The 12,762-nt window shown below is 30.7% G+C and carries 12 protein-coding genes; 7 read left to right on the top strand and 5 right to left on the bottom strand.

Annotated elements, in window-relative coordinates:
* Positions 1 to 7: 7 nt before the first annotated feature.
* From cmeA to cmeC, 3 genes are read left to right on the top strand one after another with little or no spacing between them, the layout of a single operon-like run.
* On the top strand, positions 8 to 1,111 hold the full coding sequence (gene cmeA / locus BGS40_RS04660; RefSeq protein WP_002859458.1) for a multidrug efflux RND transporter periplasmic adaptor subunit CmeA: 1,104 nt from the start codon (positions 8 to 10) through the stop codon (positions 1,109 to 1,111).
* Complete coding sequence (gene cmeB, locus BGS40_RS04665) at positions 1,111 to 4,233, top strand: multidrug efflux RND transporter permease subunit CmeB (RefSeq protein ID WP_096738446.1); 3,123 nt, start codon at positions 1,111 to 1,113, stop codon at positions 4,231 to 4,233. Before cmeA ends, cmeB begins: the two co-directional genes overlap by 1 nt.
* Entirely contained in the window at positions 4,226 to 5,704 is a 1,479-nt protein-coding gene (gene cmeC / locus BGS40_RS04670; protein WP_087692102.1) for a multidrug efflux transporter outer membrane subunit CmeC, read from the top strand. The genes cmeB and cmeC overlap by 8 nt, the downstream gene beginning before the upstream one ends.
* A 22-nt stretch (positions 5,705 to 5,726) precedes the next feature.
* On the opposite strand, the gene cmeU is transcribed toward cmeC, so the two are convergent.
* On the bottom strand, positions 5,727 to 5,978 hold the full coding sequence (gene cmeU / locus BGS40_RS04675) for a CmeU family protein (protein WP_044261046.1): 252 nt from the start codon (positions 5,976 to 5,978) through the stop codon (positions 5,727 to 5,729).
* Between the two features lie 127 nt (positions 5,979 to 6,105).
* Here cmeU and BGS40_RS04680 point away from each other — a divergent pair, with 127 nt between their 5' ends.
* A complete protein-coding gene (locus BGS40_RS04680) occupies positions 6,106 to 7,452 on the top strand; it encodes a coproporphyrinogen III oxidase family protein (protein ID WP_087692100.1) in 1,347 nt (448 codons plus the stop codon).
* On the opposite strand, the gene hemJ is transcribed toward BGS40_RS04680, so the two are convergent.
* The 4 genes from hemJ to BGS40_RS04700 all read right to left on the bottom strand — a co-directional run bounded on the left by hemJ (position 7,449) and on the right by BGS40_RS04700 (position 10,804).
* Positions 7,449 to 7,901: a protoporphyrinogen oxidase HemJ gene (hemJ, locus tag BGS40_RS04685; protein WP_044261049.1), complete on the bottom strand. Its 453-nt coding sequence runs from the start codon at positions 7,899 to 7,901 to the stop codon at positions 7,449 to 7,451. The genes BGS40_RS04680 and hemJ overlap by 4 nt on opposite strands.
* A complete protein-coding gene (gene lspA, locus BGS40_RS04690) occupies positions 7,885 to 8,355 on the bottom strand; it encodes a signal peptidase II (RefSeq protein ID WP_002858678.1) in 471 nt (156 codons plus the stop codon). The genes hemJ and lspA overlap by 17 nt, the downstream gene beginning before the upstream one ends.
* Positions 8,348 to 9,685 carry a phosphoglucosamine mutase gene (gene glmM / locus BGS40_RS04695; protein WP_044261050.1) on the bottom strand — a complete coding sequence of 446 codons (1,338 nt, stop codon included), beginning with the start codon at positions 9,683 to 9,685 and terminating at the stop codon, positions 8,348 to 8,350. The genes lspA and glmM overlap by 8 nt, the downstream gene beginning before the upstream one ends.
* Before the next feature lie 93 nt (positions 9,686 to 9,778).
* Positions 9,779 to 10,804, bottom strand: a complete 1,026-nt coding sequence (locus tag BGS40_RS04700; RefSeq protein ID WP_096738447.1) for a cytochrome-c peroxidase — start codon at positions 10,802 to 10,804, stop codon at positions 9,779 to 9,781.
* Between the two features lie 200 nt (positions 10,805 to 11,004).
* Between BGS40_RS04700 and plsY the strand changes: the two genes are divergently transcribed.
* The 3 genes from plsY to hsrA all read left to right on the top strand — a co-directional run bounded on the left by plsY (position 11,005) and on the right by hsrA (position 12,666).
* Positions 11,005 to 11,613: a glycerol-3-phosphate 1-O-acyltransferase PlsY gene (gene plsY, locus BGS40_RS04705; protein WP_052782137.1), complete on the top strand. Its 609-nt coding sequence runs from the start codon at positions 11,005 to 11,007 to the stop codon at positions 11,611 to 11,613.
* Entirely contained in the window at positions 11,598 to 11,915 is a 318-nt protein-coding gene (locus BGS40_RS04710) for a dihydroneopterin aldolase (RefSeq protein ID WP_052782136.1), read from the top strand. The genes plsY and BGS40_RS04710 overlap by 16 nt, the downstream gene beginning before the upstream one ends.
* 79 nt (positions 11,916 to 11,994) lie before the next feature.
* Complete coding sequence (gene hsrA, locus BGS40_RS04715) at positions 11,995 to 12,666, top strand: homeostatic response regulator transcription factor HsrA (protein WP_002872433.1); 672 nt, start codon at positions 11,995 to 11,997, stop codon at positions 12,664 to 12,666.
* The last annotated feature ends 96 nt before the right edge of the window (positions 12,667 to 12,762 follow it).

The following is a 12,762-nucleotide window of genomic DNA, read 5'->3' on the forward strand; positions in this document are numbered from 1 at the left end:
CAAAACCATGAAATTATTTCAAAAAAATACTATTTTAGCTTTAGGTGTTGTGCTTTTACTCACTGCTTGCAGCAAAGAAGAAGCACCAAAAATACAAATGCCGCCTCAGCCTGTAACAACCATGAGTGCTAAATCTGAAGATTTACCACTTAGTTTTACTTACCCTGCTAAACTTGTCAGTGATTATGATGTCATTATAAAACCTCAAGTTAGTGGCGTAATAGAAAATAAACTTTTTAAAGCTGGAGATAAAGTAAAAAAAGGACAAACATTATTTATTATAGAACAAGATAAATTTAAAGCTAGTGTTGATTCGGCTTACGGACAAGCTTTGATGGCTAAGGCAACTTTCGAAAATGCAAGCAAGGATTTTAATCGTTCTAAAGCTCTTTTTAGTAAAAGTGCAATCTCTCAAAAGGAATACGACTCTTCTCTTGCTACATTTAACAATTCAAAAGCTAGCCTAGCAAGTGCTAGAGCACAGCTTGCAAATGCAAGAATTGATCTAGATCATACCGAAATAAAAGCTCCTTTTGATGGTACTATAGGAGATGCTTTAGTTAATATAGGAGATTATGTAAGTGCTTCAACAACTGAACTAGTTAGAGTTACAAATTTAAATCCTATTTACGCAGATTTCTTTATTTCAGATACAGATAAACTAAATTTAGTCCGCAATACTCAAAGTGGAAAATGGGATTTAGACAGCATTCATGCAAATTTAAATCTTAATGGAGAAACCGTTCAAGGCAAACTTTATTTTATTGATTCTGTTATAGATGCTAATAGTGGAACAGTAAAAGCCAAAGCTATATTTGACAACAACAACTCAACACTTTTACCAGGTGCTTTTGCAACAATTACTTCAGAAGGTTTTATACAAAAAAATGGCTTTAAAGTGCCTCAAATAGCTGTTAAACAAAATCAAAATGATGTTTATGTTCTTCTTGTGAAAAATGGAAAAGTAGAAAAATCTTCTGTACATATAAGCTACCAAAACAATGAATATGCCATTATTGACAAAGGATTACAAAATGGCGATAAAATCATTTTAGATAACTTTAAAAAAATTCAAGTTGGTAGCGAAGTTAAAGAAATTGGAGCACAATAATGTTTTCTAAATTTTTTATCGAAAGACCTGTTTTTGCTTCAGTTGTTGCAATTATCATTTCTTTAGCTGGAGCTATAGGTCTTACAAATTTACCTATAGAACAATATCCTTCTTTAACCCCTCCTACAGTTAAAGTAAGTGCAACTTACACAGGAGCTGATGCACAAACCATTGCTTCAACAGTTGCAAGTCCTATCGAAGATGCAATCAATGGCGCAGATAATATGATTTACATGGATTCAACTTCAAGTTCTTCAGGAACTATGAGTTTGACTGTTTATTTTGATATCGGTACAGATCCTGATCAAGCCACCATAGATGTTAATAATAGAATTTCAGCCGCAACTGCAAAAATGCCAGATGCAGTTAAAAAACTTGGAGTAACAGTTAGAAAAACTTCCTCAACAACACTTGCTGCAATTTCTATGTATTCAAGTGATGGCTCAATGAGTGCAGTAGATGTATATAACTATATCACTTTAAATGTTTTAGATGAGTTAAAAAGGGTTCCAGGAGTTGGAGATGCAAACGCTATAGGAAATCGTAATTATTCTTTAAGAATTTGGCTCAAGCCTGATTTATTAAATAAATTTGGAATCACAGCTACTGATGTAATTTCTGCGGTTAATGACCAAAATGCCCAATACGCAACTGGTAAAATTGGCGAAGAACCTGTAACCCAAAAATCCCCTTATGTTTATTCAATCACTATGCAAGGAAGACTACAAAATCCTAGTGAATTTGAAAACATTATTTTAAGAACAAATAATGATGGATCATTTTTAAGACTTAAAGATGTAGCTGATGTGGAAATAGGATCACAACAATACAGCTCACAAGGACGATTAAATGGCAATGATGCAGTTCCAATTATGATCAATCTTCAATCAGGGGCAAACGCATTGCATACAGCAGAACTTGTTCAAGCTAAAATGCAAGAACTTTCAAAAAATTTTCCAAAAGGTTTAACATATAAAATTCCTTACGATACAACAAAATTTGTAATAGAATCAATCAAAGAAGTTGTTAAAACTTTTGTTGAAGCTCTAATTTTAGTTATCATTGTTATGTATATGTTCTTAAAGAATTTCCGTGCAACACTTATTCCTATGATAGCTGTACCTGTTTCATTGTTAGGAACTTTTGCTGGACTTTATGTTTTAGGTTTTAGTATTAACTTGCTTACGCTTTTTGCTTTAATTTTAGCCATAGGGATCGTTGTAGATGATGCGATTATAGTTGTAGAAAATATTGATAGGATTTTACATGAAAATGAGCAAATAAGCGTAAAAGATGCTGCTATCCAAGCGATGCAAGAAGTTAGCTCTCCGGTTATTTCAATTGTTCTTGTGCTTTGTGCTGTTTTTGTACCAGTTTCTTTTATATCAGGTTTTGTTGGAGAAATTCAAAGACAATTTGCTCTTACCTTAGCTATATCTGTAACCATATCAGGTTTTGTTGCTCTTACCTTAACACCTTCTTTATGTGCACTCTTTTTGCGACGCAATGAAGGAGAGCCATTTAAATTTGTAAAGAAATTTAATGATTTTTTTGATTGGAGTACCTCTGTATTTAGCGCAGGAGTAGCATATATCCTAAAAAGAACCATTCGTTTTGTTTTAATTTTTTGTATTATGCTTGGAGCAATTTTTTATCTCTATAAAGCAGTACCAAATTCTTTAGTTCCTGAAGAAGATCAAGGTTTGATGATTAGCATTATTAATCTTCCTTCAGCTTCAGCACTCCATAGAACAATTTCAGAGGTTGATCACATAAGCCAAGAAGTTTTAAAAACTAATGGAGTTAAAGATGCAATGGCTATGATAGGATTTGATCTTTTTACAAGTTCACTCAAAGAAAATGCCGCTGCAATGTTTATAGGTTTGCAAGATTGGAAAGATAGAAATGTAAGCGCTGATCAAATTATAGCCGAACTTAATAAAAAATTTGCTTTTGATCGCAATGCTTCAAGTGTATTTATAGGCTTACCTCCTATACCTGGATTAAGTATCACAGGCGGTTTTGAAATGTATGTTCAAAACAAAAGCGGAAAAAGCTATGATGAAATACAAAAAGATGTAAATAAACTTGTTGCTGTGGCCAACCAAAGAAAAGAGCTATCAAGAGTAAGAACAACCCTTGATACAACTTTCCCTCAATACAAGCTTATAATTGATAGAGATAAATTAAAACACTACAATCTTAACATGCAAGATGTTTTTAACACGATGAATGCAACTATAGGCACTTATTATGTTAATGATTTTTCTATGCTAGGTAAAAATTTCCAAGTAAATATCCGTGCAAAAGGTGATTTTAGAAATACACAAGATGCGTTAAAAAATATTTTTGTAAGATCAAATGATGGAAAAATGATACCACTTGATTCTTTCTTAACTTTACAAAGAAGTTCAGGGCCTGATGATGTAAAACGATTCAACCTTTTCCCAGCAGCACAAGTTCAAGGTCAACCCGCACCAGGTTATACTTCAGGCCAAGCTATAGAAGCGATTGCTCAAGTAGCAAAAGAAACTTTAGGAGATGATTATTCGATAGCTTGGAGTGGATCAGCTTATCAAGAAGTTTCTAGTAAAGGAACAGCAAGCTATGCTTTTGCTTTAGGCATGGTATTTGTCTTTTTAATCCTAGCTGCCCAATATGAAAGATGGCTTATACCTTTAGCAGTTGTAACAGCTGTGCCTTTTGCGGTATTTGGATCATTTTTATTGGTATATTTAAGAGGATTTAGCAATGATATATATTTTCAAACAGGACTTTTGCTCTTGATTGGACTTTCAGCTAAAAATGCTATCTTAATCGTAGAATTTGCAATGGAAGAGCGCTTTAAAAAAGGTAAAGGAGTTTTTGAAGCAGCTGTTGCAGCAGCAAAACTTCGTTTTCGTCCTATTATAATGACTTCTTTGGCATTTACTTTTGGAGTCTTGCCAATGATTTTCGCAACAGGAGCAGGAAGTGCTTCAAGACACTCTTTAGGAACAGGGCTTATTGGTGGAATGATCGCAGCATCAACTTTAGCGATATTCTTTGTGCCTTTATTTTTCTATCTTTTAGAAAATTTTAATGAATGGCTAGATAAAAAAAGAGGTAAGATTCATGAATAAAATAATTTCAATTAGCGCTATAGCAAGTTTTACTCTTTTGATTTCAGCTTGCTCTTTAAGTCCAAATTTAAATATTCCCGAAGCAAACTATAGCATTGATAATAAGCTTGGAGCCTTATCCTGGGAAAAAGAAAACAATAGCTCTATCACAAAAAATTGGTGGAAAGACTTTGATGATGAAAATTTAAATAAAGTGGTTGATTTAGCACTTAAAAATAATAATGATTTAAAACTTGCTTTCATACACATGGAACAAGCTGCTGCTCAATTAGGTATAGATTTTAGCAGTTTGTTGCCAAAATTTGATGGTAGCGCAAGCGGAAGTCGTGCAAAAACAGCTATAAATGCTCCAAGCAATCGAACTGGGGAAGTAAGTTACGGTAATGATTTTAAAATGGGACTTAATTTAAGCTATGAAATCGATATTTGGGGAAAATATCGCGATACATATCGCGCCTCAAAATCAGGCTTTAAAGCAAGTGAGTATGATTATGAAGCTGCAAGACTTTCTGTTATTTCAAATACAGTTCAAACTTATTTTAATCTTGTAAATGCTTATGAAAATGAAAATGCTCTTAAAAAAGCCTATGAATCTGCAAAAGAAATTTATAGGATTAATGATGAAAAATTTCAAGTTGGTGCTGTAGGTGAATATGAACTTGCCCAAGCAAGAGCCAACTTAGAAAGTATGGCTTTGCAATATAATGAAGCAAAGTTAAATAAAGAAAATTACCTTAAAGCTTTAAAAATTTTAACTTCAAATGATTTAAATGACATACTTTACAAAAATCAAAGCTATCAAGTTTTTAATCTTAAAGAATTTGACATTCCAACTGGAATTTCAAGTACCATCTTGCTTCAACGTCCAGATATTGGCTCTTCTTTAGAAAAATTAACTCAGCAAAATTATCTTGTTGGAGTAGCTCGCACGGCTTTCTTACCTAGCCTTTCTTTAACAGGATTATTGGGATTTGAAAGCGGGGATTTAGATACCTTGGTTAAAGGAGGTTCTAAGACTTGGAATATAGGTGGAAACTTTACTCTGCCTATTTTTCATTGGGGTGAAATTTACCAAAATGTAAATTTAGCCAAGCTTAATAAAGATGAAGCTTTTGTAAATTATCAAAATACTTTGATTACTGCTTTTGGAGAAATTCGCTATGCTTTAGTAGCTAGAAAAACTATACGCTTACAATACGATAATGCACAAGCAAGCGAACAATCTTACAAAAGAATCTATGAAATTGCTAAAGAACGCTATGATATAGGAGAAATGTCTTTGCAAGATTATTTAGAGGCACGTCAAAATTGGCTTAATGCTGCGGTTGCTTTTAATAATATTAAATATTCTTATGCCAATTCCATAGTAGATGTAATCAAAGCATTTGGTGGAGGATTTGAACAAAATGAAGACACGAGTAAAAATATAAAAGAAGAATCAAAAAATTTAGATATATCTTTTAGAGAATAGTTCGTTCTATTCTCTAAATAAATTAAAAATCTTTATCTAAATCTGCATCTGTAATTTCATAAACCTTGTAAATAGCAGGCAATAATTTTCTTATAGCATAATCAAAATGATAAAATTGCTTATATACCTCTTCTGGATTTAAATTTTTAGCATTCTTAAAATCAAATACTTCAGTATCATTGATTTTGGCAATATTTTCATCAAAATAAGAGTAAAACTCTGCTCTTTGTTTAAACAAAGCATTTAAATTTTGAACAATTTTGGCTTTATCCATTTTATATCCTTTTTAAATAATTTAAAAACTTAATCCCATTTTTTATTTAAGAAATAAAAAATTTACTCCTATTTTAGCTAAAAATTGATAAAGTTATATCTTAAATATTTTAATATATAGGCCACTTATGAATTTATTTCAAAATTTAGCTTTAAAATACTCTCATACTATGATGGAAAAATCCCTCCAAAAAGGTTTCAATGTCGAACTTTTAAAACAACCCGAAGAAAAAATTCCAAAACAAGACAAAAACTATATGCTTTATGCCCATGTACCTTTTTGCCATACTTTTTGTCCTTATTGTAGCTTTCATAAATATTATTATGATGAAAATTTAGCCAAAGTATATTTTCAAAATCTTAGAGAAGAAATTAAAATCATGAAAAATAAAGGTTTTGATTTTACCTCCATGTATGTGGGTGGTGGTACAACACTGATTGATGAAGAGGAATTATTAAAAACCTTAGAACTTTGTAAAAAGTTATTTAATATAAAAGAAATTTCATGCGAAAGCGATCCAAATCATATTGATCCAAATAAGCTTTCTATGTTTAAAGGTATAATTGATCGTTTAAGTTGCGGAATTCAAAGTTTTGATGATGAAACTTTGAAAAAAGTGGCAAGATATAATAAATTTGGTTCATCTAAAGAACTTCAAGAAAAAATTTCAAAAGCTTTAGGAATTTTACCTATTTTTAGTATAGATCTTATTTTCAATCTTCCAGGACAAAACGAAAAACAACTTTTAAATGACTTAGAAATTGCTAAAAATTTAGCCCCGCAACAAATCACAACCTATCCTTTAATGAAATCAAATCTTACCAAAGATAACATCGCTAAAAGTCTAGGAGTGAGCATTAAAGATAATGAATTTGCTTATTATCAAATCATACGAGAATTTTTTAAAGACTATACCCAAAACAATGGTTGGAGTTTTTCTTTAGAAAAAAACAAGCTTAATGACGAATATGTCAGTTCTCATCATGAATACCTAGGAGTAGGCAGCGGGGCTTTTAGCTTTTTAGATGGGGAGCTTTTAATCAATGCATTTAATCTAAATGATTATGCTAAATTTATACAAGAAAAACAAAATGCTAATATAGCCAAAGCTTGTTTTGATAAAAAAGAAATTATCAAATATGTCTTTTTAACTGAAATTTTTTCAGGGAAAATAGAAATTGATAAATTTAATAAAACTCTAAATTGCAATCTCGAAAAAGAACTTTTCATAGAACTTTTAGGACTTAAAACAAGTGGTGCCATCATAAAAGATCAAAATGCTTTAATCGCAACTGAATTTGGTCAATATCTTTTTGTGGTTTTAATGAAAGATTTTTACACAGGAATGGATCTTGTGCGCGCAGTATTTAGAGATGATAAGCGTCTTAAAAATAAAGATTATATCGATATCATGAAAGAAAATATTGATCCGCTTAACTCCGCTAGTATGGAATTTAAAGCGGAGACAAACTAAAAGGGACGAACAACCATCATTAAAGCGATGATAATAAACATTATAGTTGGAAATTCATTATAAATTCTAAAATATTTTCCACTTTTAGTAGAAGTATCATTTGCTAAAGCTTTTAAACAATAATAATTATGTATATGAAAAATAATCAAAAGTGTAACACAGGTAAGTTTAACATGCATAAAACCCGCACCTACCATTAAAACTTCCTTATGAGCATGCAACATTAAACTTCCTGTGATTAAAGTCACAATCATTGCAGGAGTTTGTATATAATAATAAAGCTTTCTTTCTTGAATTTTTACAACCTTGACAAAACCTTTATTGTCTTTATGTTCAGCATGATACACAAAAAGACGAGGTAAATAAAAAAGACCCGCCATCCAAGAAACAAATGCCAAATAATGCACCCATTTAATCCAAAAATAATAATCATTAATCCATTCTGTCATCTTTTTTCCTTTTTTTAAATATTTCTTGTATTAAAATCAAAGCCACACTTATATTTATCATGACATCTGCAACATTAAAAATAGCAAAATTAAACCATTTATGCCAAAAAAACATATCCACTACACCTCCATGTATAAAACGATCCAATAAATTTGAAACGCCGGCACCAAGCATCATTCCAAAAGCTATGCTATGAGTTTTTAAAAGTGTTCTTTGCCAAAAAAGATAAATAAAAAGCACGCCAATTAAAGCAAGATGTAAATATTTTAAATTATGTTCTAAAAAACTCAACATTGAAAAAGCTACGCCTGTATTTAGAGCATAAGTTAAATCTAAGTATTCACTCTGCCATCTAAATCCTGCTAAAGTTAAGGATTTTACCCATTGATCAAGGGCAAAAACCAAAACAAAGGCACCCCAAAAATAAAAAATAAATTTAAAAGTTTTAGCCATTTAAAGCTTTCTTAAAAAACTCCACAACATTTTTCATTTCTTTTTCTAAGAGCTTAATATCTCTGGCTTCTAGTAAAAGTCTTATCAAATTTTCTGTTCCAGAATAGCGAAATAAGGTATTAATATTTTTATTTTCTAAATCTTTTTTTAATTCTTTTAAACCTTTAATTTTATCTAAATCTTTTTTTTCTGCAATTTTAAGATTGGTTAAAAGCTGAGGATAAGGTTTAACTTGACCCAAAATAGAACTTGCAGATTTTTTCTTAGAAAGCATTAAAGCACTAAATTGCAAGGCAGCTATCAAACCATCTCCAGTTTTTGCATAATCGCTAAAAATAATATGCCCACTTTGTTCTCCACCAAAATTTCCACCATTGGCTTTTAGTTTTTCAAGCACATATTTATCGCCAACATTACAAGTATCAAGTTCTATACCATGTTTATTTAAAAACTCTTTTAAAGCACCATTACTCATTATAGTAGCCACAACACTTGATTGTAATTTACCTTGTTCTTTAAGATAAAGTGCCAATACGCCCAATAAACTATCCCCATTAGCCACTTCGCCTTTTTCATCTACAACCACCAAACGATCTGCATCACCATCAAAAGCAAAGCCCACATCTGCACGCAAACGCTTTACCTCAGCAGCTAAGTTTACAGGATGTAAAGCTCCACAATTTTCATTGATATTAAGTCCATTAGGTTTATCACTCATTACTATAACTTCAGCACCTAATTCCTTAAAAACAGTAGGTGCTACCTTATAAGCTGCCCCATGAGCCACATCTAAAACAACACGCAAAGACTTTAAAGTAAGATCTTTTGGAAAAGAATTTTTAATAGAAACAATATATCTTCCTATAACATCATCAATTCTTTTTGCTTGACCAATTTTTTCCATATCTACCTTAGAGGCTTGTATAAGCTTATCATCAAAATAAATTTCTTCTATTTTTTTCTCTATATCTTCACTGAGTTTATTTCCATGAGCATCAAAAAATTTAATACCGTTATCATAATAAGGATTGTGAGAAGCTGAAATCATAATCCCTGCGTCACAACGCATATCTTCAGTTAAGAATGCAATCGCAGGAGTTGGCATAGGACCAATTTGTATAACATTATATCCTATAGAAGTAAGCCCTGAAACAATAGCATTTTCTATCATATAGCCACTTCTTCTTGTATCTTTTCCTACTAAGATATTATTAGTAATACTTTTATCTTTAAAATAAATACCCGCAGCCATTGCTAAACGCATAGCCAAAAAACTATCTAAAAATTCACCTGCTTTTCCACGAACTCCATCAGTTCCAAAAAGTTTCATTGCAAACCTTTCTAGCAAAATTTAAAGACAATTATAACAAAGCTAAGATAAAGAAATTTAAACAAGCTCTAAAAATAGAGCTTGTTTGGAACCTTATAGTTCAGGTTTAGGAGTTTTTTCAGTAGAAACAGGAAGTTGTGGATAAACAATTGCTGGTTTTGTTCCTGTTAAAGATTTTAAGAAAGTTTCAATACTTTTTGCTTCTTTATCAGAAATTTTAATGCCAAGTTGCACACTACCCATTTCCTTAATAGCATCTTTTAGATTCCAAATAGCGCCATTATGAAAATATGGAGCAGTTTCAGCAACATTTCTTAAAGTTGGAGTTTTTACCATACCATTTGCATCACCTTTAAAATCGCCTAAATTTGCAAATTTATATTTACCAGCAACTTCAAACGCTTGCATATTGCCACCTAAATTCACGCCATTATGACAAGCTACACAACCTTTATCTATAAAAAGCTTTAAGCCTTTTTGTTCTTCTTTTGTTAAAGCTTTTTCATCACCTTCTAAAAATTTATCAAAACGAGATGGAGTGATCAAAGTTCTTTCAAAATTTGCAATTGCATCAGCAATATTGTCAAAATTTACACCGCTTTTACCATAGATTTTTTTAAACTCACTCACATATTCAGGCAAAGATGAAATTTTTTCTACTGCAAGTTTAGCAGGAGTTGCCATTTCAGGATCAGCTTGGATTGGACCTTTAGCTTGATCGGCTAATGTTCCTGCACGACCATCCCAAAATTGAGTATTATTTAAAACCGCATTATAAACTGTTGGTGAATTTAAATGATGGGGATTTGCTGTCCATTTATGACCTATTGCAGTACTAACCCCATCTGTTCCACCAAGTCCTACATTGTGACAGGTATTACAAGAAATGATACCACTTTTTGAAAGGCGTGGTTCAAAATAAAGCTTTTTGCCAAGCTCTGCTTTTTCAAGAGTAAATTCACTAGCCTTTACTCCATTTTGTTTTAAAATTTCATCAACACCTTTTTGATCTTTTGGCAAGGCAACAAGACCTGAATTTTTAGCTTCATCTATAAGACTTGCAGCATTTAAGCTTGAAAAAGCAACTAAGGATGCGATTAGCAATGCTTTTACTTTCATTTATAAACTCCTATTAAAGATAAATTAAAATAAAATAATAATCATTTAGAGCTTAAATAAAGATAAATATTATTAAAAAATATTTACAATTAATTAATACTATTTTTATCTTAAAAATTATTTTTTTGTTTATTTATTTTCATAAGATATAATTTTTGGTTATAAATCTTAAAATTTTAAGATGATTTGAAAAGGATATTATGGAAAATTTAATAATTTACGCTTTTATATATCTTTTAAGTTCAATCCCTTTTGGACTGATTCTAGCTAAATTTTTTGCTAAAACTGATATCAAAAAAGAAGGTTCAAAAAGTATAGGAGCAACCAATGTTTTAAGAGTAGTAAAAGAAAAAAATCCCAAACTAGCAAAAAAACTTGCCATTGCTACAATAATTTTAGATTTTGCAAAAGCAGCTATTCCTTTATTAACCTTGAAATTTCTTCATTATGATCAAGCTTTGCTTTGGAGCGTGGCAGTTTTGGCTATTTTTGGACACTGTTTTTCAATTTACTTGTTATTTGAAGGAGGGAAAGGCATAGCAACAGGAGCAGGTGCTATGATAGTTTTGCTTCCATTGGAGGTGCTTACAGCATTTATTGTATGGGTAGTTATAGGAAAAATTTTTAAAATATCTTCGTTAGCTTCTTTAGCAGCATTACTTGCTTTTGTTGTAAGTTCTTTTATATTTAATTATGACTTGGAAATTCATACACATGCACCCGTTTTCATTATCGCTTTTATTATAGTATATAAACATCTACCTAATATTAAAAGATTGATCTTTAAAGAAGAATGCAAAGTCATATAAAAATAAAATTTCACTTTAAGTGTATCATCGGTATATTAGATTTCGAAAGAAGGAAAAAACAAAAAGTTATTATCAAGCTTAAAGCTAAAGCAAATGAATTTTTAAATTATGCAGAGGTAATTACTAAAATTAAAAAATGGTATAAAAAAGAAGAATTTTACACCCTTGAAGAGTCTTTAGACTTTGTAAGCTTAAATTTAAAAAAAGATTTTCCTAATTTAACCAATCTTAACATAAAAATTTTCAAACCCCATATAATAAAAAATGCTACAGTTGGGGTTAAATTGAAAAAAAAATATTAATTTTTTTTTAAAGATATCTAAACATTTACTTAAGCTATGATATAATTCTTTAAATTTTTCTTATATAAGGATAGAACAAATGAGAATTTTAGTTATAGAAGATGAGATTAGCCTAAATAAAACAATTATAGACAATCTTAATGAATTTGGTTATCAAACCGATTCTTCTGAAAATTTTAAAGATGGAGAATACTTTATCGGCATTAGACATTATGATTTAGTTTTAGCAAACTGGACTTTACCTGATGGAGATGGAGCAGAACTTGTCAATACCATTAAACATAAATCCCCAAGAACTTCAGTTATGATTATGTCTTCAAAAACAGACAAAGAAACAGAAATCAAAGCTTTGAAATCTGGAGCTGATGATTTTGTTAAAAAACCTTTAGATTTTGATATTCTACTCGCAAGAATTGAAGCAAGACTGAGACTTGGTGGAACCAATGTTATTAAAATTGAAGACTTAGTTATTGATCCAGATGAGGAAAAAATTACTTATAAAGGTCAAGATATAGAACTTAAAGGAAAACCTTTTGAAGTTTTAACGCACTTAGCAAGACATTCAGATCAAATTGTATCCAAAGAACAACTTTTAGATGCCATATGGGAAGAACCCGAGCTAGTAACTCCAAATGTTATAGAAGTAGCTATCAATCAAATTCGTCAAAAAATGGATAAACCATTAAATATATCTACCATAGAAACAGTTCGTCGTAGAGGATACCGTTTCTGCTTCCCTAAAAAATCTTAACAATTTTGCACCTTCGGTGCAAAAAATTTATCTTTATTTCTATTTTTATATTTTATTTAAGTTTGGTTATTGTATAAACTAAAATTATTTTTTAAA

It is taken from the genome of Campylobacter sp. 107 (genome assembly GCF_002383835.1).
Lineage (GTDB): Bacteria > Campylobacterota > Campylobacteria > Campylobacterales > Campylobacteraceae > Campylobacter_D > Campylobacter_D jejuni.

Coding starts and splice junctions, on each gene's coding strand:
- cmeC (WP_087692102.1), top strand. CDS start 4,226: ATGAATAAAATAATTTCAATTAGCGCTATAGCAAGTTTTACTCTTTTG.
- lspA (WP_002858678.1), bottom strand. CDS start 8,355: ATGGCTAAAACTTTTAAATTTATTTTTTATTTTTGGGGTGCCTTTGTT.
- glmM (WP_044261050.1), bottom strand. CDS start 9,685: ATGAAACTTTTTGGAACTGATGGAGTTCGTGGAAAAGCAGGTGAATTT.
- cmeU (WP_044261046.1), bottom strand. CDS start 5,978: ATGGATAAAGCCAAAATTGTTCAAAATTTAAATGCTTTGTTTAAACAA.
- BGS40_RS04680 (WP_087692100.1), top strand. CDS start 6,106: ATGAATTTATTTCAAAATTTAGCTTTAAAATACTCTCATACTATGATG.
- cmeA (WP_002859458.1), top strand. CDS start 8: ATGAAATTATTTCAAAAAAATACTATTTTAGCTTTAGGTGTTGTGCTT.
- hemJ (WP_044261049.1), bottom strand. CDS start 7,901: ATGACAGAATGGATTAATGATTATTATTTTTGGATTAAATGGGTGCAT.
- plsY (WP_052782137.1), top strand. CDS start 11,005: ATGGAAAATTTAATAATTTACGCTTTTATATATCTTTTAAGTTCAATC.
- hsrA (WP_002872433.1), top strand. CDS start 11,995: ATGAGAATTTTAGTTATAGAAGATGAGATTAGCCTAAATAAAACAATT.
- BGS40_RS04700 (WP_096738447.1), bottom strand. CDS start 10,804: ATGAAAGTAAAAGCATTGCTAATCGCATCCTTAGTTGCTTTTTCAAGC.
- BGS40_RS04710 (WP_052782136.1), top strand. CDS start 11,598: ATGCAAAGTCATATAAAAATAAAATTTCACTTTAAGTGTATCATCGGT.
- cmeB (WP_096738446.1), top strand. CDS start 1,111: ATGTTTTCTAAATTTTTTATCGAAAGACCTGTTTTTGCTTCAGTTGTT.